General features: G+C 61.9%; 21 protein-coding genes. 7 read left to right on the top strand and 14 right to left on the bottom strand.

The genetic code is table 11. The features are described from left to right. Positions 1-2: 2 nt before the first annotated feature. Positions 3-689 (bottom strand): GntR family transcriptional regulator, encoded by a 687-nt coding sequence (locus ACZ1JW_RS05320; protein ID WP_465142229.1) that lies wholly within the window; start codon positions 687-689, stop codon positions 3-5. 164 nt (positions 690-853) lie between these two features. Here ACZ1JW_RS05320 and ACZ1JW_RS05315 point away from each other — a divergent pair, with 164 nt between their 5' ends. The 3 genes from ACZ1JW_RS05315 to ACZ1JW_RS05305 all read left to right on the top strand — a co-directional run bounded on the left by ACZ1JW_RS05315 (position 854) and on the right by ACZ1JW_RS05305 (position 5,261). Next, on the top strand, positions 854-1,849 hold the full coding sequence (locus tag ACZ1JW_RS05315; protein WP_465142228.1) for a dipeptidase: 996 nt from the start codon (positions 854-856) through the stop codon (positions 1,847-1,849). A 148-nt stretch (positions 1,850-1,997) separates the two neighbouring features. Next, entirely contained in the window at positions 1,998-4,241 is a 2,244-nt protein-coding gene (locus ACZ1JW_RS05310) for a TonB-dependent receptor (protein WP_465142227.1), read from the top strand. A 123-nt stretch (positions 4,242-4,364) separates the two neighbouring features. After that, positions 4,365-5,261 carry a LysR family transcriptional regulator gene (locus tag ACZ1JW_RS05305; protein WP_465142226.1) on the top strand — a complete coding sequence of 299 codons (897 nt, stop codon included), beginning with the start codon at positions 4,365-4,367 and terminating at the stop codon, positions 5,259-5,261. On the opposite strand, the gene ACZ1JW_RS05300 is transcribed toward ACZ1JW_RS05305, so the two are convergent. From ACZ1JW_RS05300 to ACZ1JW_RS05240, 13 genes are all read right to left on the bottom strand, one after another. Further along, positions 5,249-5,476, bottom strand: coding sequence for a DUF2274 domain-containing protein (locus tag ACZ1JW_RS05300; RefSeq protein WP_465142225.1), 228 nt, complete (start codon positions 5,474-5,476; stop codon positions 5,249-5,251). The genes ACZ1JW_RS05305 and ACZ1JW_RS05300 overlap by 13 nt on opposite strands. Then, positions 5,476-6,681, bottom strand: a complete 1,206-nt coding sequence (locus ACZ1JW_RS05295; RefSeq protein WP_465142224.1) for a TraB/TrbI/VirB10 family type IV secretion system protein — start codon at positions 6,679-6,681, stop codon at positions 5,476-5,478. Before ACZ1JW_RS05295 ends, ACZ1JW_RS05300 begins: the two co-directional genes overlap by 1 nt. Continuing rightward, positions 6,678-7,655 carry a P-type conjugative transfer protein TrbG gene (gene trbG / locus ACZ1JW_RS05290; protein ID WP_465142732.1) on the bottom strand — a complete coding sequence of 326 codons (978 nt, stop codon included), beginning with the start codon at positions 7,653-7,655 and terminating at the stop codon, positions 6,678-6,680. The genes ACZ1JW_RS05295 and trbG overlap by 4 nt, the downstream gene beginning before the upstream one ends. A 41-nt stretch (positions 7,656-7,696) precedes the next feature. Continuing rightward, positions 7,697-8,380: a conjugal transfer protein TrbF gene (gene trbF, locus ACZ1JW_RS05285; RefSeq protein ID WP_465142223.1), complete on the bottom strand. Its 684-nt coding sequence runs from the start codon at positions 8,378-8,380 to the stop codon at positions 7,697-7,699. A gap of 3 nt (positions 8,381-8,383) precedes the next feature. After that, positions 8,384-9,700: a P-type conjugative transfer protein TrbL gene (trbL, locus tag ACZ1JW_RS05280; protein WP_465142222.1), complete on the bottom strand. Its 1,317-nt coding sequence runs from the start codon at positions 9,698-9,700 to the stop codon at positions 8,384-8,386. A 1-nt stretch (position 9,701) separates the two neighbouring features. Beyond that, on the bottom strand, positions 9,702-10,043 hold the full coding sequence (gene trbK-alt / locus ACZ1JW_RS05275; RefSeq protein WP_465142221.1) for a putative entry exclusion protein TrbK-alt: 342 nt from the start codon (positions 10,041-10,043) through the stop codon (positions 9,702-9,704). Between the two features lie 5 nt (positions 10,044-10,048). After that, a complete protein-coding gene (gene trbJ / locus ACZ1JW_RS05270) occupies positions 10,049-10,804 on the bottom strand; it encodes a P-type conjugative transfer protein TrbJ (protein WP_465142220.1) in 756 nt (251 codons plus the stop codon). 5 nt (positions 10,805-10,809) lie between these two features. Beyond that, on the bottom strand, positions 10,810-13,269 hold the full coding sequence (gene trbE / locus ACZ1JW_RS05265) for a conjugal transfer protein TrbE (RefSeq protein ID WP_465142219.1): 2,460 nt from the start codon (positions 13,267-13,269) through the stop codon (positions 10,810-10,812). A 4-nt stretch (positions 13,270-13,273) separates the two neighbouring features. Beyond that, on the bottom strand, positions 13,274-13,549 hold the full coding sequence (locus ACZ1JW_RS05260) for a VirB3 family type IV secretion system protein (RefSeq protein ID WP_465142218.1): 276 nt from the start codon (positions 13,547-13,549) through the stop codon (positions 13,274-13,276). Beyond that, positions 13,549-13,878, bottom strand: a complete 330-nt coding sequence (locus tag ACZ1JW_RS05255; RefSeq protein ID WP_465142731.1) for a TrbC/VirB2 family type IV secretion system protein — start codon at positions 13,876-13,878, stop codon at positions 13,549-13,551. Before ACZ1JW_RS05255 ends, ACZ1JW_RS05260 begins: the two co-directional genes overlap by 1 nt. Positions 13,879-13,880: 2 nt before the next feature. After that, positions 13,881-14,861, bottom strand: a complete 981-nt coding sequence (gene trbB / locus ACZ1JW_RS05250; protein ID WP_465142217.1) for a P-type conjugative transfer ATPase TrbB — start codon at positions 14,859-14,861, stop codon at positions 13,881-13,883. A gap of 255 nt (positions 14,862-15,116) precedes the next feature. Further along, positions 15,117-15,500, bottom strand: coding sequence for a CopG family transcriptional regulator (locus ACZ1JW_RS05245; RefSeq protein WP_465142216.1), 384 nt, complete (start codon positions 15,498-15,500; stop codon positions 15,117-15,119). Beyond that, positions 15,497-17,482 (bottom strand): conjugal transfer protein TraG, encoded by a 1,986-nt coding sequence (locus ACZ1JW_RS05240; RefSeq protein WP_465142215.1) that lies wholly within the window; start codon positions 17,480-17,482, stop codon positions 15,497-15,499. Before ACZ1JW_RS05240 ends, ACZ1JW_RS05245 begins: the two co-directional genes overlap by 4 nt. Before the next feature lie 217 nt (positions 17,483-17,699). Here ACZ1JW_RS05240 and ACZ1JW_RS05235 point away from each other — a divergent pair, with 217 nt between their 5' ends. The 4 genes from ACZ1JW_RS05235 (at position 17,700) to ACZ1JW_RS05220 (ending at position 24,225) form a co-directional block, all read left to right on the top strand. After that, the gene (locus tag ACZ1JW_RS05235) at positions 17,700-18,704 is read left to right on the top strand and encodes a nucleoid-associated protein (protein WP_465142214.1); all 1,005 of its coding nucleotides are present in this window, start codon (positions 17,700-17,702) and stop codon (positions 18,702-18,704) included. Next, entirely contained in the window at positions 18,691-19,881 is a 1,191-nt protein-coding gene (locus ACZ1JW_RS05230; protein WP_465142213.1) for a hypothetical protein, read from the top strand. Before ACZ1JW_RS05235 ends, ACZ1JW_RS05230 begins: the two co-directional genes overlap by 14 nt. Before the next feature lie 112 nt (positions 19,882-19,993). Next, positions 19,994-21,550, top strand: coding sequence for a site-specific DNA-methyltransferase (locus tag ACZ1JW_RS05225; protein ID WP_465142212.1), 1,557 nt, complete (start codon positions 19,994-19,996; stop codon positions 21,548-21,550). Further along, a complete protein-coding gene (locus ACZ1JW_RS05220) occupies positions 21,550-24,225 on the top strand; it encodes a DEAD/DEAH box helicase (protein ID WP_465142211.1) in 2,676 nt (891 codons plus the stop codon). The genes ACZ1JW_RS05225 and ACZ1JW_RS05220 overlap by 1 nt, the downstream gene beginning before the upstream one ends. Positions 24,226-24,301 lie beyond the last annotated feature (76 nt).

The raw sequence follows: 24,301 nt of genomic DNA, 5'->3' as shown, positions 1-24,301 counted from the left end.
AGTTACGCTGCTTGAGCATCGAGCATGCGCAGCAAACCCGCTTCAGCTCGTTGAATGTGATCCCGAGTAAGCGCAACAGCCTGGTTGATCGCGCCCTTGCGACAGTATTCGAGCAAACCGCCATGATCTTCCTTGGCGTTCTCGATACCGCGATCGAGCGTCAGCACAACGCGTGTGTAGCGGTCAGTATTGACGAGCAGGCCTCGGACAATCTCGATTGTCCGCTTGCGTCCAGAGGCACTGTAAAGCGCCAGATGGTACTGGGTGTTCAACTCACCCCAGCGGTGGACGTCGTAGCTATCCAGATCCGAGGCATATTCAGAGAGAATGCCTTCGGCGACCATGAAGTCGTTTTCAGTCATGTTCGGAATTGCAGCTTCAATTAGCGCGGGCTCCAGCATCGCGCGCAGCTCGAACAGCTCCTTGATCTCATCTCGCGAGAGGGCAGTGACAACATACCCCCGATGCGGATAGCTGGCCACAAGGCCTTCCGCCTCAAGGCGTGAGAGCGCTTCACGAATCGGAATCCGGCTCGTCCCGAAATCTTCCGCCAAAGCGTCCTGACGAACAGGCGTACCGTCAGCCAGTTCGCCCGAAAGAATGCGCCTTCGCAACTCGTTCGTAGCCTCATCAGCAACGGTGATCCGCCGGAGCTTGCCTGGCTTTTTGGTGGCTAAGGTTTGAGTCATGCTGCTCCGCCCGCGGCTTGGCCGGGTAAGTTTCTACCAATATGTCGCTCGTCGGATTGATACATGCGAAGCTCCGTCGTTGCAATTGGATAAAATCGCCGATAGCCAAGCTGAGAGTGCGGAGGCCACCCATGTAGGGTATTGCCTGCCCAAGAGGATGACACATGCGACCAGGCCGGGCTTACATTGTCGAGCAATTGGGTGATTCAATCGTCTGGGACAATCACGCCTGCATGCCGCTGCGCCCGGGTGACGACAGCTTTCTTCCTCAGTTGGAACGCGCGCGCGAAGCTGGGATCGATGCGCTGACCTTAAACGTAGGCTGCGGTGGCCAGGGCATCGAGGAGCACGTTCGGATGCTTGGCGCTCTTCGGCATTGGATTGGTGCCCGACCAGATAGATATATGGTTCTGGAGCATGCCGGGAATGTGCGTCAGGCCAAGGATCTGGGAAAGCTTGGCATTTGCTTCGATATCGAGGGAATGGATGCATTGGGCGGTCAGGCAAGCCTGGTCGAAGTCTACTACTCCCTCGGCGTCCGCTGGATGCTTGTCGCCTACAATCTCGCCAATCTCGCCGGCGGCGGCTGCATGGAGAATGATCAAGGACTTACCGCGTTCGGTCGGGCTGTTGTTGCGGAAATGAACCGGGTCGGCATGGTCCCCTGCGGTTCGCATACAGGGTATCGCACAGCCAGAGAGTTGATCGATGCCTCTTCGACACCGGTGATCTTCTCTCATTCGAACCCGCGCGCCTTGTGGGATCATCCGCGCAACATTCCCGATGATTTGATGATGGCCTGCGCCGAGCGCGGCGGCGTCATAGGAATCAATGGGATCGGCATCTTCCTGGGCAACAACGATTCAAGCGTTTCTACCTTTGCCAACCATATCGAATATGCCCTCGAGCGGGTTGGCGAAGATCATGTTGGAATCGCACTGGACTATGTATTCGACGATCAAGAAGTCGCGCAGTTCGCTGCAGCCAATCCCACCATGTTTCCTGCCGATGCGGGTTATGGGGCCGGCATGGCGATGATTGCCCCCTGGCAGTTCGATTCGATTCTGGAGGAGCTCTCCCGCCGGGGACTTGGTCAGCAAACACTGCAAAAGCTTATGGGTGGAAACCATTTCCGCATTGCGACTGAGGTCTGGCGGTAGGCTACCGGAGCCGGGTTGCGTGGCAAATTAGAGACATTGACCCTGCTCCTTTCACCGATGATTCCTTTGCGGGATTGAAATTGGATAAAATCTATAATAGTCGTGAGTCATCGTCGGCATAGCTGCCGCATGACCGAAAGGGGAATCAATGAGGAATTTGACATTGCGGGCAGCTCTGCTGGTCACCGTTGGCGCGCTTGGAATTACGGCTGCACCGGCCTTCGCACAGGATGCTGCGCCTGCAGGCGACACCAATGCTGAAGAAGCCACCGGCAACGATATCGTGGTTACCGCGCGCAAGCGGACGGAAACCCTGCAAGACATCCCTTCGAGCATCGCGGCCCTTGGCAATGAGCAGTTGAGCAAGCTCGGCGCGGATTCCCTTGAGCAGTTCGCTGGTCAGACGCCGGGTCTTTCAATGACCGGCAACCGCGCCAACTCCCAGATCGTGCTGCGCGGCGTGACGACCGGCCCGGTCAACCAGGATCAGGCCGAAATCAAGGAAACTGTCGGCCTCTACCTCGACGAAACGCCGATTGCCGTCCAGCGCTTCAGCCCCAACCTGAAACTCTACGATCTTGATCGCGTTGAAGTCCTCCGCGGGCCCCAGGGCACACTCTACGGTGCTGGCTCAATGGCAGGCGCGATCCGCCTCATCACCCGCAAGCCGGACACCAACGACTTTTCGGCAAGCGCCAAGGGCGAATTGGCTTCGGTTGATAATGGCGGCACGACCCGCACGATCGACGGCATGATCAATATTCCGGTGGTCCCCGATGTTTTCGCGATCCGCGCAGTCGGCTTCTGGAAGCACAACGCCGGCTTCATCGACAATGTGACGACCAAGCAGAACGATGTGAACTGGGAAGAAAGCAAGGGTGGCCGGATCGCCGCCCGGATCGTCCCCGGCCCCGCAACTACCATCGACGCGCTGGTGTCCTACCAGCACTCGCGTCACAATGCGCGTAGCGTCTATGCGCAGGAAGCTGGCTATCTCAATACGACCGTCGCGGTGAACGAGCCGTACGTCGACAAGAACTTGACCGCGTCGTTGACCGTCAATCAGGAATTCGATCCGTTCGACATGACGCTTGTCGGTTCGTACCGGAACAAGAAGCTCGACTACCTGATCGAAACCGGCACTTTCGTCAGCTTCGTGGCACCCAACTACCGCAGCCTTCCGCTCGGCGTGATCAAGAACAATGCTAACCAGGAAGATTACAGCACGGAGCTTCGCTTCTCATCGAAGCCAAGCTCGCCAGTGCAGTGGACGGTTGGCGCGTTCTATGAGGACAAGTCGAACTTCTTCGCCCAGGATCTGACCGTAGCTGGCGTCGATGCTGCCGGCGGCTTCAACAGCACTGCTTTCGGCGCGCTCAAGGATCAGCTCTACGTCAGTGGGATCAACCTAAAGGAACGCCAGATCGCACTGTTCGGCGAAGTCGTCGTCCCTGTCGGTGACCACTTGAAGGCCACTGTCGGCGGTCGCTACTTCGACGCCAAGCAGCGCTCTTCGGTCCGGTTCGGTGGCATTTTCGCCGACCCCAATGTCGGCACCTTCCCGTTCAAGAACCACGAGAGCGGCTTCAACCCGAAGTTCAACCTCTCCTATGAGTTCGACCGGGATCACATGGTCTATGCCCAGGCCGCGAAGGGCTTCCGTCTTGGCGGCACGAATGAACCCGTACCTGCAACGTCCTGTGCGGCCGATCTCGCCGCCCGCGGTCTCGCGAAGGCTCCCGACAGCTACAAGTCTGACAGCCTTTGGAACTACGAAGTCGGTGCCAAGACGAGCTGGCTCGACCGCGCGCTGACAGTCAATGTGTCGGCCTATCACATCGACTGGAAGAACCCGCAGGTCACTGCCCAGCTGGGCTGCGGCTTCAACGTCTTCGTCAATGCTGGCGGCCTGAAGATCGATGGTGGTGAACTTGAGACTGCTATTCGTCCGACCGAGGGTCTGACGATCCGCGCTGGCCTGGGTTATACCAACAGCCGTCTGACGCAGGATCTGACTTTCGTGAGCGGCCGCAAGGGTGACAATGCCCCGTTCGTGCCGAAGTGGACGATGAGCGGATCCGTTGACTACACCCACAAGCTCAGTGACAGCCTCGAAGGCTTCGTTTTCCTGAGCTATCAGGGCAATGATGTGCGGAACACGCGCTTCAATCCGACGCTTACAGCGAATAGCCGACTGCCGGCCTATGACATCATCAACGCTCGTGTTGGTGTGAATGCAGACCGTTGGTCGCTCGAACTGTTTGCGGAAAACCTCGGCAACAGCCGCGGTCTTACCAACCGCAACTTCTATCCATTCTCTCTTACCGCAATGACGCAGATGGAAGTCGTCACGCCCCGCACCATTGGGGTCGATCTGTCGGTCAAGTTCTGACGATCGCGCTGCTCGCTCCCGCCCTGCAGTCCCTTGGGCGGGAGCGAGTTGTGACTAAGGAAGTCTGGACCGAAAGAGCCAGAGGAGCCGTTCCATCCCCATTCACAAGGAATTAGCTGGGGAGTGAGCATCGATATCCGCCAACTCCGCTATGCGGTGATGACTGCGGATACGCAGAGTTTCTCGCGCGCGGCTGCCGCGCTCAATGTGAAGCAATCGACCCTTAGCCAGCGGGTCCTGCAACTCGAAGACCGGCTAGGCGTCAAACTCTTCGAACGCACTACCAGAGGTGCAGAGCCAACAGAAAATGGCCGTGTGTTCATCGAACAAGCGCGGCGCATCGTCACCGACGTTGACAACCTTCAAACCACTGCCCGGAACGTCAGCTATGGCCTGCAAGGCAGGATCGCGGTGGGTTATTGTTCGCCCTTGGTTTCCGGCAACCTCAAACTTGCCTTCTCGGATTACCTTACTCGCTTTCCCGACGTCCAGTTCGACGGGATAGAAGCCGGACCCGAGAAGCTCCTCCATGGGTTGCAGTCTCGAACGATCGATGTCGTAATCGCCCCGATTGGTTTGGTTGAGGCCGGGATCAAATCACGGCCACTTTGGTCGGAGCGCCTGTTCGCCGTGCTATTGTCCGACAATTCGCTGGCTGAGCGAGAACGGATCTACTGGCAGGATCTGCGCCGCGAGGTCTTTGTTGTACCGACGGCTGGCATAGGCCCAATCCTGGGCAATCTCCTATCCGCTCGCCTGACCGAGCAAGGTTTTCGGCCCGCCATCATCTATCAGGACACGAGCCTCGAGAGCGTGTTGAGCATGGTGACGGCCAAACGGTTCATTACCATTGCAACGGAAGCCTCACAGGGCATCGCCTGGCCCGAACTGCAGTTCCTAGAGATCTATGACTCGGTGGGACCTGCTCGGCTGGAATACGCGGTCTATTGGCGCGACGACAACCAAAACCCGGCCCTGAAGCGCTTCTTCAAACTGATTGAGGAACGCTATCCTGGCTGAGCCGCGCGCCGCCCTTTCGAGTAGCTTCGATCGGTCGCGATGAATCGCTCGAGCATTGGCGGGATCAGCCGCTCCGGCGGCGGCGCACCTTTAGCCTCGCCATCATTCAGCGCCACCGCATAGGCCAGCAGTTCGCGGTGCAGCCGGGCTGGCAATTCCACGGTGATGCGTAGAGGCTTTTCGTCAGCCAGATCAGACAACTTCAGTCTCGTCATCAGTCCGCTCCCAGCACCAGATCGCGCGTCACCAGCACCCGCACTGGAAATCCGGGGCGGATGATTATGGTCGGCTTGATATTGAGTTCGCGGCTGACAACCTGTTCGCCGGCGCGGGCGACACTGTCCTGCGTTCCTCGCCGGATCGCGCGAGCAAGGTCGCTGTCATTGCCAGCACCAGCTTCTGAACCCACGCCCAGCAAGGTTGAAACCAGCGCTGCCTTGAACACGCCGCCCCAGTGGTAGTCGGTGCCGTCCTGCAGTCCGGCAAACCCGCTTGGATCGGCCGCAGGCTGGCGTTCGAGCACGATCGAGCGACCATCAGGGAGGATCAGCCGGTTCCAGGCGAGGAGCACCCGGCTCTGACCAAAGGCGACATCGGCATCATATTCGCCGATGAGACGCGACCCCTGCGGTATCAGCAGGATGCGCCCGGTCGGGCTGTCGTAAACATTCTCGGTGACCTGCGCGGTGACGAGACCAGGCAGGTCGGAGCGGATGCCGGTGATGAGTGCGGCCGGGATGATCGAACCGGCCTGCACGACATTAGGCGAGACCAATCCGCCAAGCCGTTCGCTCGACACCGTGCGCCGGTCGCTGGCGCGGTCGAGGAATGCCCGATGCCGATCAGCGTCGGCCTTGGGTCCGGATTGCGCAGCAGGCTGAGCAGAACCTATGTCCGCCACATCCGGAAGCGCATTGCTACTGGCACCGGCAGCACCCGCTGACCCAGCGAAGAACAGGCGGCTACCTTGCGCGGCCTCGCGCTCCTGCAAGGTGCGTTGACGTGCGGCTTCGGCTGCATTTGCGGCAGGATTGGGCGGCGGCGTTCCAACTGGAGGCAGCGCCGCCACATCGCCACGCCGCTGCGCGTCGAGGATCGGTTTGCCGAGATCTCCGGGGAGCGCTGGTCCAAGTTTGGGCACCTGACCGTAGTCCTTGGGCGCAGCGGCGAGGGTGTCGGCCACCGCCATGCCGCCGGTGTTGTAGAGTTCATTGCTGCCCTTGTGGGTCTGTGGCTGCAGCGCATAGATCAGCGCGCCACCTATGATCGCGAAGGCGCTGGCCGAAGCGATCCCGATGGCCTTGCGCGACAGCCGCATGACCCGCGGCGGATCCCCGCGTAGCTTCACCGCGCTGGCGGGATCGGCCAGTGGCGCTCCCAAGCGCTCATCGGTGCCGACTTCATTGTCCGTATCGGTCATGCCCGCCCCCTGCGCTGGACGACGATCCGTACCTTGTCCTGCCCCTTGCGTCCGCCGAGCCGGAGTTCGGCCGCGCCAAACAGCCGGTCGACGATCATGTAGCGGCCCGCGACCCGGTAGTTGACCAGTTCGGCTTCGCCCTTGGCGCCGATCACGAACAGCGGTGGCAACTCGCTTTGCGCTACGCTTTCCGGAAACTCGATGAACACGCGGACGCCGTCATCAAACGCGCGCAAGGGACGCCACTCAGGCTTGTCACCTTCGATCCCATAGCGGAAGTTGAGTGCGGCAAGGTCCATGCCCGCCGCGATCGGCGCGGTTCGTTCGGCTTCGGCGCGCGCCTGACGCAGCGCGATCAACTGGTCCTGCGGATAGGTCCACGAGACCGATGCCATGTAGACTGACGGATTGGCCCTGAGTTCAAGATGATAGGTTCGCCGGTCGGTGTTGATCACGATGTTGGTCGCGATGTCGGGGCGGATCGGTTTGACCAAGATATGCACCCGCGACGCAGGACCAATGCCACTGACAGTGTCGCCGATCATCCATCGCACCGTGTCGCCAGCGGCGACTGGCCCCGAGCCGACGAGTTGCTCGCCTTCCTGCAGCGCAATGTCGGTCACCTGGCCGGGCTTGGCGTAGATCTGATAGAGCGCGCCTTCGGTATAGGGAAACACCTGGATCGCATTCACGAACCCGGCGCGCTCGGGCTGGATCCGCGCGGCCTCCATTGCCGCTCCCACCCGGTCCCGCAGAGTGGGGCGACTTTGCGGCGGGTGGGAGCGGCCCGCGGCGTGGGGAGGGATGCGCCGCGGAAGGAATTGGAGCTGGCCAGGGAGCGGAAGCGGCACCGGGATGGCCACGACGGTCCCCGCGGAGGGGTTGGCCTGTGCGACCTCGTTGGGCAGCACAGGCGATGCGGGCTGGTCCTTGGCCCACGTAACTGAAGAAAGGGCAGCGCTGCCGACGAGCATGGCAAGGGGGAGTGCGCGCAGGGCGCGGTATTGGGTGCTGATCATGATCCGAGTTCCTTCGACCAGTTGATGGCGTTGACGAAGATGCCGAGCGGGTTCTTGCGCAGGGCATCGGGAGTGCGCGGGGGCAAGACCACTGTCGTGAGGATCGCTGTCCAGCGGCTCGTCTCGGCCAGACTTCCGTCACGGTAGCGCCGTTCGACCCAGGCGACGCGAAAGCTGGTCGGCGAAGCACGGATGACGCTGGTGACATCGACCCCGACCTGTTCCTTGCCGATCAGGGCAAACGGGTCGTTGGTGCGGGCGTAATCGTTGAGTGCCAGCGCACCCTTGTCGGTGGCGAAATCGTAGGCGCGCAGCCAGTTCTGGCGCACAACGATCGGATCTTCGGGGATCGACCGGACCTGTTCGATGAACCGCGCGAGATGGAACGCGACCTGCGGGTCGCTCGGCGCAAAGGCGACATCGGCCGGGGCGACGGCCTGCGCCTCACCTAGCTTATCGACCTGCACGACCCAGGGAACGATGCTGCCGCGCGCGCCTTGCCAGATGATCCCGCCGGTGAGGCAGGTCGAAAGACCAAGCGTCCCAAAGAAGGCGAGCCGCCAACTGCGTGCCTGGATGCGGGCCGAGCCGATCCGGTCATCCCAGATCTGCGCGGCGCGCTGGTAAGGCGTTTCGGGTTCGGGGGTCTTGCCGTAGCGAATCGTTGGGCGTCGAAACATGCGTCAGTCCTTTTGCGAAGTGTCGATGGAGGCACCGCCGCCGTGGCTGTCGCCGGCCTTCAATGTGTGGGCGGCGAGCGTGGCGCTGTGGGTGATGGTCTGGCGGTTCTTCATCGCTTTGGCCCAGGCCGGTTGGCCCTGATCGGGTTCGGCAGGCGGGGGTGTCGGCGTGTTGGGTCCGGGGGTAATCGTGCCGCCCGTGTTGGTGATTGCTGCGCGGCTGCCATCGCGGAACGACTGCTTCATGCTGTCGCCAGCTTTTCGCAGCGGCGAGGTCGCGGCGCCGACTGCCGCGTCGCCAACCGCCGCCATGCCCGAACCGACTGCTGACGCGCCGGACTTGCCGGCAGAGCCGAGCGCATAGGCCATGGTCGCGCCGCCTGCGGCGCGCGAGGTGCCATGCGCGACGTTGGATGCGGCATTGGCGACTGCGCCGCCCGCCATCCTTGCACCGGCGACCGCGCCAGCGGCCGCGCCACCTGCCAGTAGCGCGGTGCCTGCAGCAGCACCGGCACCAAGCTGCGGTCCGCCCGAGACGATCCCGTTGGCTATGCCGGGGCCGAAGATGCCAAGGCCAAGCAGTGCGAGGCTGGCGAGCATGATCGACAGCGCATCTTCGATCGTCGGCTCACCCGAAATCGCACTGGTGAACTCGGAAAAGATGGTCGAACCGATGCCGACGATCACTGCGAGCACCAGCACCTTGATCCCTGAGGAGACGACATTGCCAAGCACGCGTTCGGCCATGAACGCGGTCTTGCCAAACAGACCAAACGGGATGAGCACGAACCCGCACAGCGTGGTTAGTTTGAACTCGATAAGGGTGATGAACAGCTGGATCGAGAGGATGAAGAAGGCGATGATGACCACCGCCCAGGCGACCAGCAGGATCACGATCTGGAGGAAGTTCTCGAAGAAGCTGACGAAGCCCATCAGGTCCGAGATGGAATCAAGCAGCGGGTGCGCGGCATCGAGCCCGACCTGTGCGACCCTGCCGGGCTGCAGCAATTCGGCGGTGGAGAAGCCCGTCCCGCTGGCCTTGAGACCTAGCCCAGCGAAGCTTTCGAAGACGATGCGGGCGAGGTTGTTCCAGTTGCCAATGATGTAGGCGAACACGCCCACGAACAGCGTCTTCTTGACCAGGCGGGCGATGACATCGTCGCTCTCACCCCACGTCCAGAACAGTGCGGCGAGCGTCACGTCGATCACGATCAGCGTCGTCGCAATGAATGCGACCTCGCCGTGAAGCAGCCCGAAGCCGCTGTCGATGTAGCGCGAAAAGATGTCGAGGAAGCGGTCGACGACGCCGGTGCCACCCATGTCAGTGATCCTTTGCGGGCTGGGACTCGAAGGAGAATGGCTCGGCGGGCTCCGGGGCTTCGGATGCCTCTTCCGTTGCAGCTACTGCGCCAGCGGGCTTGCCCAGGAACCGCCGCCGCTTCTCGACCCAGGCTGCCCGGCAGATGGGCGATTCCAACGCCTGCTCGCCCTGCGCGCCGCAGTCGCGCAGGGTCGCGGCAAGGGGATCGCCGTCGGGTTCGGCGACCGTGATGATCTCGGGCAGCGAGACCTTGCGCTCTTCGCGCAGCTGGAGCGCGGTCATGGTGAGGGCCACGGCGACGAAAGCCCCAGCTCCGATCCGCGCGAAGAGCTTGGTGTCCATATGCGTCAGTTCCGGAACATCTGAACCGAGGTCGCGACATAGCCGCGGCCGGGAGCGAGGAAGCGGCGCAGCTGTTCGCGGGCCTGCGCCTTGGCGGCCGCGCTGCTCGCCGCATCGAGCGTCTGCGCCCGGCCAAGCGAGGTGACGCTCGCAATCAGGTCAGCGAGCTGCTGCGACTGCACCGCGAGCAGCTGATTGCCGGCCTGTGCGGCCTGGAGGGCGCCGGTTGCCGACTGGCTTGCGGTGACGAGATCGGTCACCGCGCTCCGCGTGCCCTCGATGTTTGCGACCGCGCCGGCCTGGACCTTGAGCGCATCCTCGAACGCCGCGACGCTGTTCTGCCAGCGGCTCTCCGCACCCTGGACCATCGCGGCCTGCGGCGCGGTCAGGTCCATCGCCTTGTACTGGCGCGCGAACTCGGTCTGGATCTGCTGGACGTTGTACGCCATCCGCTGCGCCTGGCTGAGAAGCTGCTGGGTCTGCTGGATCTGCTGCTGCAGGGGGGCGAGAACAGTCGTCGGCAGGCTCGCAAGGTTGCGCGCCTCGTTGATCAGCGAGGTGGCCTGGTTCTGCAGCTGCCGGATCTGGTTATTGATCTGCTCGAGCGTGCGCGCTGCGGTGAGCACGTTCTGTGCATAGTTCGAAGGATCGTAGACGATCCCGCCGAACTGAGCATAGGCGGGTGCCGGGACCAACGCGGTCGCGGTCAGCGACAGGATCGCGGCACCCGCGACCAGAGCCTGGCGGATAGAGGATTTCATGGGCACTACTCCTTGGGTTGGCCCGCAGCGTGGCTGCAGACAGGGGGGATAGGTTCAGGAAGCATGTCGGCGGCCCAGGCGAGGCCGCGATGGCGCAGCCAGGCGGCAGCAAAGCCGGAGGGGTCATGCGCATCGGTCAATTCGCCGATCGCCAACTGGTCGGTCTTCGACGAGGTCGCGGTGAACGCGAGCGCAACCTCTCCGAGCCCCAGTTCGAACAGGCGGTTGCCGCGTGCCGACTGGCAGTAATAGTCGCGCTTGGGTGCGGCCCGCGCGACGATTTCGATCTGGCGATCGTTGAGGCCGAACCTGCGATAGATCGACAGGATTTGCGGTTCGACCGCGCGCTCGTTGGGGAGGAAGATGCGGGTCGGACAGCTCTCGATGATCGCAGGCGCAATCGCGCTGGTCTCGATATCGGCGAGGCTCTGGGTCGCGAAGACCACGCTCGCGTTCTTCTTGCGCAGAGTCTTGAGCCACTCGCGCAATTGCGCGGCGAAGGCCGGGCTGTCTAGCACCAGCCAGCCCTCGTCGATGATGATCATCGTCGGTGATCCGTCGAGCCGCCCTTCGATGCGGTGGAAAAGGTAGGAGAGCACTGCGGGCGCTGCTGTGGAGCCGGTCAGCCCTTCGGTTTCGAACGCCTGGAAACTCGCTTCACCCAGATGCTCGGCCTCGGCATCGAGCAGCCGACCGAACGGACCGCCGATGCAATAGGGTGCAAGAGCCTGCTTCAGTGCCTGGCTTTGGAGCAGCACCGCGAGCCCGGTCAGGGTGCGCTCGCCGATCGGCGCGGTGCTCAGCGAAGTCAGCGCCGACCAGAGATGCTCCTTCGTTACCGGATCAACCGTGACGCCCTCGGAAGCGAGGATCGCCTGGAGCCATTCCGCTGCCCAGTTGCGCTCGGCAGGTTCATCGATCCGCGCGAGCGGCTGCAAGAGCACCGCGCCAAGACCACCATCGGCCAGACTGGTGCCGAGATCCTGCCAGTCGCCGCGACAGGCAAGCGCAGCGGCCCGGATCGAACCGCCGAAATCGAAGGCGAAGACCTGGGCGCGCTCGTAGCGGCGGAACTGCAGCGCCATCAGCGCGAGCAGGACCGATTTGCCTGCACCGGTCGGCCCGACGATCAGCGTATGGCCGACATCGCCGACATGAAGCGAGAACCGGAACGGGGTCGAACCTTCGGTCCGCGCATAGAACAATGGGGCGGCATTAAAGTGATCGTCCCGTTCCGGCCCGGCCCACACCGCCGACAGCGGGATCATGTGGGCAAGGTTGAGCGTCGAGATCGGGGGTTGCCGGACGTTGGCGTAAACGTGTCCCGGCAAGGAACCGAGCCAGGCTTCGATGCCGTTCATGCCTTCGACGATCACCGTGAAGTCACGGCCCTGGATCACCTTCTCGACAAGGCGCAGCTTCTCGGCGGCGAGCGCGGGGTCGTCGTCCCACACGGTGACGGTCGCCGAAACATAGGCCTGGCCGACATGATCGGCGCCAAGCTCCTGCAGCGCGGCGTCGGCATCGGCGGCCTTGTTCGAAGCATCGCTGTCGAGCAGCGTCGAAGCCTCGTTGGTCATCACTTCCTTGAGGATGCTGGCAACCGATTTGCGTTTGGCGAACCATTGCCGGCGGATCTTTCCGAGCAATTTGGTCGCGTCGGTCTTGTCGAGCATCACCGCGCGGGTCGACCAGCGATAGGCGAAGGCGAGTCGGTTGAGTTCGTCGAGCAGGCCCGGGAAGGTTGCGCTTGGGAAACCCACGATCGTCAGCGTGCGCAGGTGTGCGCGGCCGAGCATTGGTTCGAGCCCGCCGGTCAGCGGCTCGTCGGCCAGCAGCGCGTCGAGATGCATCGGGGTCTCGGGTACGCGCACGCGGTGGCTGCGGGTCGAGATGCAGCTGTGGAGGTAGGTCAGCGTTTCACTGTCATCGAGCCAGCGCGCCTCGGGCACGAAGCCCTCGATCAGGCGCAGCAGCCGGTCGGTACGATCAATGAAGAGATCGAGCAGTTCCTTGGGATTGATGCCCTTCTCGGCCTTGCCCTCATAGAGCCAACTCTCAGCGCGGGCGGCGTCTTCGGCTGGCGGCATCCACAGCAGGGTCAGGAAATATCCGCTCTCGAAATGCGCGCCTTCCTCAGCGAACTGTGCCGCGCGTTCGCGCTCGACCAGCGCCGAGGCCGGATCGGGGAACTCACTTTCCGGGTAGTCCTGTGCAGGACGGCGCACTGCTTCAACGAAGATCGCCCAGCCAGAACCGAGACGACGCAGCGCACTGTTGAGCCGCGCAGTGGTAGCAATCAGCTCCGACGGCGTCGCGCTATCCAGATCCGGGCCGCGAAAACGGGCCGAGCGTTGGAAGCTGCCATCCTTGTTGAGCACCACACCCGGCGCGACGAGCGCCGCCCAGGGAAGGAAATCGGCAAGCCGGTCGGCCTTGTTCCGGTATTCGCGAAGCGAAAGCATCGGCTCAAACCCTCATGTAATTGGGAAAGCGCAGATGCCGCCGGGCGACATCGACGAATTGGGGATCGCGCCGCGCTGCCCAGACCGCGACCATGTGGCCGAGCGCGAAGAAGACGATCCCGGCGAGCCACAGTCTGAGGCCGAGACCAACCGCTCCGGCGAGCGTCGCATTGGCGATAGCGAGGCCGCGCGGCGCGCCGCCGAGCAGGATATGCTCGGTCAGCGCGCGGTGGACCGGGACCACATAGCCCGGCACGGCCTCGGGTGGGCCAAGGTCCATCAGACCAGCGCCCCGCCGCCGAACGAGAAGAACGACAGGAAGAACGACGAGGCGGCGAACGCGATCGACAGTCCGAACACGATCTGGATCAGTCGGCGAAAGCCACCCGAAGTGTCGCCGAAGGCCAGCGTCAGGCCGGTCGCGATGATGATGATCACCGCCATGATCTTGGCGACCGGACCCTGGATCGATTCCAGGATCGACTGAAGCGGCGCTTCCCAGGGCATCGACGAGCCTGCCGCATAGGCTGGGCTCGAAATGGCCAGGGCAACCATGCCGCCAAGCAGGGCGGTCGCAGCGCGGGAGCGGGTGCGAACAAGGGTTTGCATCATCATAGGTCTCCTTGGGATCGAGGGAAAATGGGAAGGATCTGGTAGTCGCCGTGGCTATCGAGGCCGCGGACTTCAGCGAGTTCGGATAGCCGCCGACCAGTGCCTTCGCGGACCAGCACGGCGATCACGTCGATGGTCTCGGCGATCAAAGCTCGCGGGACGGTCACCACCGATTCCTGGATCAGTTGTTCCATCCGACGAAGGACACCAAGCGCTGTGCCGGCGTGGATCGTACCGACCCCGCCGGGATGGCCTGTGCCCCAGGCTTTAAGGAGATCGAGCGCTTCAGCCCCCCGCACCTCGCCAATGGGGATTCGGTCTGGACGCAGCCGCAGGGCCGAGCGCACCAGGTCGGACAGCGTCGCCACCCCGTCCTTGGTTCGCAGCGACACGAGGTTGGGCGCAGCGCATTGCAACTCGCGGGTGTCTTCGATCAGCACAACCCGGTCCGAAGTCGTCGCGACCTCGGCCAGCAGCGCATTAGTGAGCGTGGTCTTGCCCGTAGAGGTCCCGCCGGCGACGAGGATATTCTTGCGCGTAGCCACGGCGCGGACCAGTTCGTTAGCCTGCCAGTCCGCCATGATCCCGGCGGCGACATAGTCAGCCAGCGTGAACACCGCGACGGCCGGCTTGCGGATCGCAAAGCTCGGCGCGGCCACAACCGGCGGGAGAAGCCCCTCGAACCGCTCGCCGCCCTCGGGCAGCTCCGCCGAAACGCGCGGAGCGCCAGCATGGACCTCGGCTCCGACATGGTGCGCGACCAACCGAATGATCCGCTCGCCATCGGCGGCGGACATCCCGCTCCCCGTATCGGCGATCCCGGCTCCCAGCCGGTCGATCCATAGCCGTCCGTCGGGATTGAGCATGACCTCAATGACCACCGGGTCTTCAAGCCAAGCTCCGATCTCGGGCCCGAGCGCTGTGCGCAGCATACGCGCACCGCGCGTTGCGGCCTCGGACCGGATCGGAATAACGCTCATCGCTGCCTCGCAATTGCGCGCTCCGACAACCGGCGCGCGTAACGAGGTGGATCAAAAGGGCATCACATCACGCCAGAGCAACAAGCATTTGGCGTGAGCAAAGCCCAGGTAATCCAAAGAAACTGCGGCGTAGTTTGCCAGCAGACGCCGATGCGACGTGTTTGAAAGGCTCGATAAATCAGAAACTGGCCACTTTCTGACATACGAAGCCGCAGATGTCAGAAACCGTGCGTCATACGGTTCAGTGGCAGGGGCTTACCGCGCGAGGCGCTGATCGCTCTCCATCCGCCGCGCGAGAGCCGAAACAAAGGCCGTAAACCGCTCTTGGGCCTGTGCTTGGGCTGCCGGAAGCTGGCTGTCCGGCAAGGCCGGGTTGGAGATGAGCCAGGTCCGCACGAACAGGGCGATGGCCTCGTTGCCGACCTCGACATGGTAATCGAGCTTGTCCAGCTGCCTTGAGATCCGGTCTAGACGCCGGCTGAAGGCGGCTTCCATTCGTTCGGAACTGTCCGGTGAGAGGAAAGATGCCAGCGCTGCCTCGACTACGGCGGCCTGCGAAACCCGTTTGCGCGACGCATAGTCAACCAACTGGTCGGCAAGCTCCGGCGGCAGGCGGAAGGTGTGGCGGGTGCGCTTCACAGATCGATCCCGTCGCCAGGATCAAGCGCCGCCGCCCGGGCAACGGTCCGCATGCGGTCAGCTTGCCGCCGGCTTTGCGCCAGGTCTTCCTCGATCATCGGTTCCTCGAACTCGAATTCGCTGACCACGCGCGGCGGGAGGACGATCTCCTCATGCTCCGGAAGTTCCGGCTCCCGCCTGATGCCGCCATTGTCCGCGTCACAATCGTCGTCGTCCAACGGAGCCGGGTGCTTCTGCGCTGTTGGCGACTGGACGATCATATCCGCCCAGGCACCGGCATTTGCGGTGTTTGGTGCGGCCTTCCGGCACTCTGGCGGCGGCAGGATGCGTGCGCTCAGTCGCCGATCCTTGAAATAGCGCGCCTTCTTCGCCCGGATCGGATGCAGCCCGGCCAGCATCACGATCTCGTCATCCGGCGGCAGCTGCATGATCTCGCCCGGCGTCAACAAGGCCCGGGCCGTTTCGGAGCGCGATACCATCAGGTGGCCAAGCCAGGGCGACAGCCGGTGCCCGGCATAGTTCTTCATGGCGCGCATTTCCGTGGCCGTGCCCAGCGAATCCGAAACCCGCTTGGCGGTGCGCTCGTCGTTCGTGGCGAAGCAGACCCGGACATGGCAATTGTCGAGGATGGCGTTGTTTTGCCCATAGGCCTTCTCGATCTGGTTCAGCGACTGGGCGATCAGAAAGGCCTTGAGGCCATAGCCCGCCATGAAGGCCAGCGCGCTCTCGAAGAAGTCGAGCCGCCCCAGCGCGGGGAACTCGTCCAGCATCAGCAGGACGCGTTGCCGCTTGCTGTTCACCTCAAGTTCTTCGGTCAGGCGCCGCCCGACCTGATTGAGGATCAGACGGATAAGCGGCTTGGTCCGGCTGATGTCGGAAGGCGGCACCACAAGGTAGAGGGTCGCCGGCTGCTTGCCCGACACCAGGTCCATGATCCGCCAATCGCATTGCCGGGTGACCTCGGCGATGACCGGATCGCGATAGAGACCAAGGAAGGACATGGCCGTCGACAGGACGCCGGACCGCTCGTTCTCGGATTTGTTGAGCAATTCGCGGGCAGCACTGGCGACCACCGGATGGACTCCGGCCTCGCCCAGGTGGGGCGTCGCCATCATGGTGGTCAGCGTCGCCTCGATGGTGCGGCGGGGGTCCGATAGGAAGGCCGCCACTCCGGCAAGGGTCTTGTCCGGTTCGGCGTAGAGCACGTGAAGGATCGCGCCGACGAGCAGCGAATGGCTGGTCTTCTCCCAGTGATTGCGGCGTTCGAGTGAGCCTTCGGGATCGACCAGCACGTCGACGATGTTCTGGACATCGCGGACTTCGGTTACGCCGCGCCGCACTTCCAGCAAGGGGTTGTAGGCTGCCGAGTTGGCATTCGTCGGATCGAACAACAGGACCCGGCTGAACTGCGAGCGAAAACCGGCAGTGAGGTTCCAGTTTTCGCCCTTGATGTCATGGATGATGGCTGAGGCAGGCCAGGTCAGCAGGGTCGGGATGACAAGCCCGACGCCCTTGCCGCTGCGGGTCGGTGCGAAGCAGAGAACGTGCTCCGGACCGTCGTGACGAAGATAGCTCTGTTCGTACTGGCCCAGCACGGCACCATGATCGCCGAGCAGTCCCGCGCCAGCAATCTCGGCCCCATCAGCCCATCGTGCGGAGCCGAACGTCGCCGTCCGTTTCATTTCGCGCGCCCGCCAGACCGACATCGCGATGGCGACAGCGACGGCGGCAAGCCCGCTGGCAGCAGCAATCATGCCGCCTGTTTCGAAGACCCCTGGGGCATAAGCTTCGAAGCTGAACCACCACCAGAAAATCGCCGGCGGCGGATAGATCGGGTGACCGAAGGCAAAGCCCATCGGTGCTCCCAGCTCGGGCTGATATGCCAGAGCCGCTGCCGTCCATTGGGTGGCTCCCCAGACACCAACTATCACGATGAACAGAACGGCGGCGATCTGCCCCCAGAGAATGCGGGTTCCTGACATGACTGCGCTCCTTCAGGGAACGCTGGTCAGACAAAAGACAGGGTTCAATACGAGATTGTCATGGGCCGCAGCATGGCGAAGGATTAACAAGGGTTCGGTGAAAATTTTACTGTTCTCGGGCATCGGCCATTGCGAACCGGACACGAAATTTACTACTCATTTTTCCATGTCGGTTTATGCCCAAGCCGATCTGTTTTATCGATAATGGAGTACGGCCTTGAATGAAATCGTAGCAATGGCCGTTCACGATCTGGAGCGTCATGACGGCGCCTACCAGGTCAAGCCGGCTACGAAGACCTTGGCTGTGACGAAAACCACGCAGCGGGTGATCGATGAGCTGTACGATCTCTACAATCGCCGAGCCACAAAGAGCCACGGCAAGTTCACCACAGCTGAAGGTTACCCCACCCAGGATCAGGTTCGCGACTATGTCGAGGATCTCGAGAAGGATTTCCTCCGCCTGACGACGCGCATGATGGAAACGCTTCGGAACCAGGCCCAAGCCAGATCAGCTTCTACAGGCGGCCATGTCCTGTTTGCCCACTTCCGGCGGGAAGCTCGTGATTATCTGCTTGTAGCTATCGTGTCGGACAAGTTGAGCGCGGCGCTCACCTCGCAGAGCGACATGAAGGATGTCAGCCACCTCGATCTCGAAGGTTTCAGGTTCGCAGGGCGGATCAACCTCACGGCCTGGGCGGCGAAGGAAGAGCGGTACATCAGTTTCCTGAAGGGCAAAGGGGATGTCTCAGAATATTTCCGTCAGTTCCTGGGCTGCGACTCCGTCGTGCAAGATCGGGTCGATACGACCAATCTCGTCAATGCTCTGAAGGAATTCGTCGTCGAAGCAGGCATGCCGGAAGCGGAGGGAAATGATTTCCTGGCACGTGCGAAAGCCATTTGTGAACGCGCTTCGCGAAATCGGGAGGAAATCGAGTTCGAGGCTCTTGCGAATGAGTTGATGCCCAAGGATCCGAAGCCCCTGAAGGATCATCTGGCTCATACAGACCGCGGCCTCAGCGATGGCTTCATACCCGATCGCCGCGCATTGGCCTCTCTGGTCCGCTTTCGTGGCAGCACGAAGCAATGGAAGGTCGAGTTTGATCGTGACGCGGTCAGCAACCGATCCGTGATTTACGATGCGAATGCCAATACGCTGACCCTGACCGGACTGCCTGAAGACCTCGTGTCGCAGTTGCGTGCCGAAGGGCTTGGCAGTGCCTGACGTTAGCTTCGCTGACCTCATAGCGCTGTATCGCCACACCCGTTTCGACGGCAACGGCGGTGGGGCTCTCTATGTCGCCAGCGAAGAGATCGCAGCCACGCTCCGCACGATCGATAGCGACCAGGACCTCTACGATCAGGTCCAGATCAGCTTGGTCGATGCTGCCGAGTTCGATGTCGGCCAAGAGGTTCGGATCAACATCGCCTCACCGAGCCACAAGCTCGGATATCTCTGCCAGAATTTCGATGCCTTGTTCAGGACACCCGGGGCCGCATTCGTCGAGCCCGAAAACTACTACGTCATCGACCCCGGCTATGCGCCAGGTGATGAACTGGTTCCCCCAGCGTTGGCCCGCTATCGTGCCTTGCTGACCATCATTACCGCACTACGCAATTCTGCAACGTATGTGAGCGAATTGCAGCGGGAACTGGTCTTTATCGGCACCGAAAAGATCGCGATTCCAGTCGAGTTCACCGAGGCCGACCTTCCATCTACGCTCGAGCATCTTTCGCAGCGCCTGCACCGTGTTCTGGACGGCCAGATCCATACGGACGAGAAATATGGCCTGCTGGCTGATGCCGTGATCGAGATGACGCGTGCCCAGCCAAGTGCCCGCAGGTTCGTCCATCTCGTCGCCAACCTCGATCATCTCTGCGAGGAGGTCGAGAAAGGCTACCGGATGTTCGTATCCAGCTTTTCCTATTCACGGATCAAGAAAGAGATTGAAGCCGCCCGCCTCGATTACATCGGCAAGATTCACAAGACGATCAGCGACATCCAAGGCCAGCTGCTCGGGATACCGGTGGCGACGATCGTGGTCGCATCGCAATTGAAAAGCCCTGGCCGGTGTGACAGCACGTTCTGGACAAACACGGCCGTGCTGCTCGGTGCCTGGGTATTTGTCGGTTTGTTGTGGCTGGCCATCAGGAACCAGAGACATACGCTTGAGGCCATCGGCACGGATATGAAGGGCCAGCGCGAGCGGCTTGAGCGCGATCACGCAGCCGTTCATGACGATTTTGTCGGAATGTTCAACGAGCTCGACAAGCGGGTAAGCTGGCATCGGTGCGTTTTGACGATTGTGGGCTGCGTTGCCCTGGTCGGTGCCGCGCTGGCGACCATGGCCTATCTGATGATGACCCCCCGAGGGTCGATCGCCTGCTTTTTGCCCGGGTGACCCGCGTCGGCCCCTTGGTGGTTATTGTCGCGGGTAAATCCATCTGCCTTGGTTTGCCCTGACCATGTGACGTCGGTAAAGCACAGCAAGGTTCAGGAGGGAAAGCAACTATATGCCGACATTGTCATGGTTGACGCGCGAAAAGGACGTGAAGAGCGCGGATGCCGTGGCTTATCGGCTGCTGGAGCGGGACGACGCGCTGTCTGTCGGTGATCCTGCTTCCGGCAACATGCTGATCCAAGGCGACAACCTGGAGGCGCTGAAAAGTCTGCTCCCCTACTATCGAGGGCAGGTGAAGTGCATCTATATCGATCCGCCGTACAACACCAGATCAGCGTTCGAGCATTACGACGACAATCTGGAGCACAGCCAGTGGCTGGCAATGATCTGGCCACGGCTGGTGCTGCTGCGCGAGTTACTGGCCGAGGATGGCAGCATCTGGGTGTCGATCGACGACAATGAAGGGCCTTATCTTAAGGTCGTAATGGACGAAGTTTTCTACCGCAGGAACTTTATTACCAGTTTCATTTGGCAAAAAGTTGACAGCCCAAATGAAAATCAGAGCAAGATCACACCGGATCATGAATATATACACGTTTATGGTAATGAACGTGCAATGGCGTCGTTCGAGCGCAAGTCCGATGAAAGTCTCTTAGACGCCTATCCTCAGCGTACACCAGAGGGCAGGCGTTACAGAGATCGCCTGCTGAAGAAGAATGGCAAAGCCAGCCTTCGCACCGATAGACCGTCGATGTTTTTCGAAATAGTTGGTCCCGATGGGTTCCCTGTCCTCCCGATTCACGATGACGGAAGAGAAGCACGGTGGTCCTTGGGAAAGGATACAGTAGATGCGCTTGTTGCAGCCAACGCTTTAATTTGGAAGCGGAGGGAGCGACAAGGCCAGGCCGTTTGGGTGCCTTACACGCGTGAATATGCACCCGACAACCCAGTTCGTCCTCACTCAACGATCTTGCTGGATGTGAAGACTTCACGCCAAGCAAAGGCTCATCAGCGCGAATTATTGCCTGGAGTAGAGGTGTTCGACACTGTGAAGCCAGAACAGTTGCTCGAGCGAATTCTTAACATAGCCACCAAACCTGGTGACCTCGTCCTCGACTCCTTCCTTGGTTCTGGGACTACTGCGGCCGTCGCGCACAAGTTGGGCCGCCGCTGGATCGGCGTCGAGATGGGCGACCACGCTGTCAGCCACTGCGCTCCGCGTCTGCGAAAGGTGATCGAGGGTGAACAAGGTGGCATTTCGCAGGCCGTCAGCTGGCAGGGCGGCGGCGGGTTTGCTTTCTACAGGCTTGGTGAGGCGGTGTTCGATGCGGACGGTGCGATCAATCCCGTCGTGACCTTTGCGCCGCTCGCAGCGCACATCTGGTTCGCGGAGACCGGGCAGCCGATGACTTGCGTCCATACCGGCCCGTTTCTGGGCAGCCACGACGGTCAGGGCTATGCCCTGCTCTACAATGGCATTTTGGGTGACAAGAGCGTGTCGGGCGGCAATGTTCTGACACGCAAGACGCTGGGCATGATCCGCAGTTCTGCCGGCGAATTCGCCGGTCCGATGACTGTCTATGGCGAGGCTAGCCGTCTGTCGCCCGAAACGCTGAAGGCCGAGGGCATCCTGTTCAAGCAGACCCCCTATGACGTGAGGGCCCGCTGATGCAACTCAAGCAATATCAGATCGACACGCTGGGCGTGCTGCGCCATTTCTTTGAGGAGGCACGGCTGCGCGGGCCGAAAGCGGCCTATGAGGCGATCACCCAGGAGCCGGAGCAAGCCAAGCGCCTGCGCGGCTATGGCGGCAAGTATGAAGCGCTGCTGGGGCAGGAAGAAATGCCCTATGTCTGTCTGCGCCTGCCCACCGGCGGCGGCAAGACGCTGCTGGGCGCGCACGCCATCGGCGTCGCTAAGGACGCGTGGATCGAGCGAGATTTCCCGCTCGTCCTGTGGCTGGTGCCGACCAATATGATCCGCACTCAGACGGCAGAAGCGCTGAACAATCCGAAGCACCCCTACCGCCGCGCGCTGGACGACCAGTTCGGTGGGCGCGTGCGGATTTTCGACATTGGCGATTTCACCCGCATCCGCCCGCACGACCTTGCGGCCAACTGCTGCATCGTCGTCGGCACACTGCAGACCTTGCGGGTGGAAAGCACCGACGGCCGCAAGGTTTATGCCCATCATGAAGAGCTGGAACCGCTGTTCAGCGAGGTGCCTCGACGCCGTGCCGGGCTGGAGACACTGGGGCCGGATGTTGCCGCCAAGGTTGGTGGCCATCCAGACGACATCCGCTTCAGCTTCGCCAACCTGTGCCATCTGCGCCAGCCGCTGATGATCGTGGACGAGGCGCACAAGGCCGTCACCGGCCTGTCCCGCACCGTGCAGGAGCGCGTGAATCCCTGCGCCATCGTGGAATTCACCGCCACGCCGCACAAGAAGAGCAACATCCTCCATTCGGTCAGCGCGCTGGAGCTGAAGGACGCGCAGATGATCAAGCTGCCGGTGCGGCTTGAGGAACACGAGACGTGGGAAGGTGCAGTTACCGGCGCGATCATGAAGCGCGCCGAATTGGCGGAAGAAGCGGTGAAGGACCGCGCGGGCTACATCCGCCCGATCGTGCTGTTCCAGGCCGAGGACAGGAACCGAGAAGTGACCGTCGACGTGCTTCGCCAGCACCTGATCGACACCCACCACATCGATCCCAAGGCCATTGCCGTCGCCACCGGGGATCAGCGCGAACTGGACGGGATCGACCTGTTCAAGCCCGATTGCCCGATCGAATATGTCATCACGGTAGAGGCGCTGAAGGAAGGCTGGGACTGTTCATTCGCCTATGTCTTCTGCTCAGTTGCCAACATCAAGAGCTCGACGGACGCGGAGCAGCTGCTCGGCCGCGTGCTGCGCATGCCTTATGCCACGCGGCGCAAGTCCACGGTGCTCAACAAGGCCTATGCGAACCTCGTCTCGAAGTCGTTTGCCGAGGCGGCGAATACGCTGCGGGACCGCCTGGTCGAGATGGGTTTCGAGGAAAGCGAAGCCGAGGCGAACATCGAGGCCGAACAGGGTTCGCTAGACGAGGGCCTGTGGGGCGAGAAGCGGCGCCCCAAGCCCACCGCACGGATCGAGATCGATGCATCGCCGGATGTGCTGGCCGTAGTGAAGGCCGCTGCGCCCGAAAAGGTGAAGATCGAAGCGGCGCCGGGTGGATCGCCTGTGATCACCGTGACGGGGTTCCTGCGGCAGGCGGAAAAGGATGTAATCTACGCCGCCCTGCCGGAAAAGGCGGCAAACGTGGTTCGCGAGGCCATTGCCCAGCACGAGCTGGAGCATGCGCACAACGCCTCTCCGGCTGAGAAGGGTGAGGAATTCGTCGTGCCTCGCCTGATGGCGGCCGTGCAGGGCGAGTTGGTTTTCGCCGATACCGATGTTCTGGGCGAATATTTCGAATGGTCGCTGGCGGATCATTCGGGGCAGCTGAGCAAAGCGGAATTCGACGTGCGCGACACGTCTGAAGCTTTCGAGATCGACCTCGATGGCGATCACCTGCTCGTCCGGCATAGCGATCAATCCGATCAGTTGATGCTCGACGTGCCAGTCGATGGCTGGACGGCCGGCGGCCTCGTCAACTTGCTCGCTAAACAGGTACGGCAGGCGGACAGCGCGATCGGCCATGGTGAAATGGTCGCCTGGCTGAGCGACGTGGTCGCCTTCCTCACCGGCCCGCGCGGGATCCCGCTCGCCGCTCTGATGCGTTGCCGGTTCATCTTGGCCCGCAAACTGCGCGAGAAGATCGCGGCGATCCGGGCCGAGGTGCGCAAGGGCGTGTACCAGCGATGCCTGTTCGCGCCGGAAGCAAAGCCGGAGTTGTCGTTCGAGAACGGCTTCCGGTTCCACGATGGCATGTTCGCCGGCGTGCCCTGTTATCGCGGAACCAAATACCGGTTCACCAAGCATTATCTCGGGTGGGACCGCGTACCGCGCTTCGACGGCAAGGGTGACGATGGCGCTGATGGTGATGAGTTCAAGGCGGCCCAGCAACTCGACAGCATTGCTGAGGTGGAATTCTGGGTCCGTAACGTGGCCAGGCACGCGGATGCCTTCTGGTTGCCACTCGCCGGGGGACGCACCTATCCCGACTTTGTCGCCAAGTTGAAGGACGGGCGCTTGCTGGTCGTCGAATACAAGGGCGACCACCTCGTCGCGGATTCGAATGAAAAGCGGGCGATTGGACAGCTCTGGCAGGAGGCCAGCAACGGCAAAGGGATCTATGTCTTCGCGGAAAAGGAACGCGATGGCATGAACGTGAAGCAGCAGATTGCGGCAGCGATTGGATAATCGCTGTCCTGTCCTACGTGACGGAGCAGTCGTTCGAAGTCGTCAGCCGGCAGACCCGTCGTCTATTCGCGCTGGA

This window comes from Novosphingobium sp. BL-A-28-Hi1-0D (assembly GCF_055521755.1).
The sequence above is the reverse complement of the archived record's forward strand: the minus strand, read 5'-3'. Positions and strand labels throughout refer to the sequence as shown.